This window comes from Rhodoblastus acidophilus (assembly GCF_009720655.1).
GTDB classification, from domain to species: domain Bacteria; phylum Pseudomonadota; class Alphaproteobacteria; order Rhizobiales; family Beijerinckiaceae; genus Rhodoblastus; species Rhodoblastus acidophilus_A.
This window is the reverse complement of sequence record NZ_WNKS01000065.1, coordinates 1-379: the sequence shown is the minus strand read 5'-3', so window position 1 is coordinate 379 and position 379 is coordinate 1. Positions and strand designations below refer to the sequence as shown.

Below are 379 nucleotides of genomic sequence, written 5' to 3'. Positions count from 1 at the left end.
CGTCGTTGCCGCTGATCGTGTTGTTGAGCGCGTTTCCGGTTCCGTTGATGGCGGCGGCGCCGGTGAGGACGAGAAGCTCGACATTGGCCCCGAGCGTCAGGGAGACCGAGCTCTGCACCGTGTCCACGCCGGCGTTGGCGGCCTCCGTGATCGTATCGCCGCCGTCGGTGATGTAAGTGTCGTTGCCGAGACCGCCGATTAGGACGTCCGCGCCGCCGCCGCCGTTGAGCACGTTGGCGGCGTCGTTGCCGGTGATGGTGTTGTTCAGCGCGTTGCCGGTTCCGTCGGAGGCGGTCCCGGCGAGGGTCAGGTTTTCGAGATTGGCGCCGAGCGTGAGGCTCACCGAGCTCTGCACCGTGTCCGTTCCGGCGTTCGCCGC

1 protein-coding gene is annotated in these 379 nt (G+C 67.5%); it reads right to left on the bottom strand.

The genetic code is table 11. The features are described from left to right. A partial coding sequence (locus GJ654_RS20945; RefSeq protein ID WP_425540410.1) for a calcium-binding protein occupies nucleotides 1–379 on the bottom strand: 379 nt, incomplete at both ends.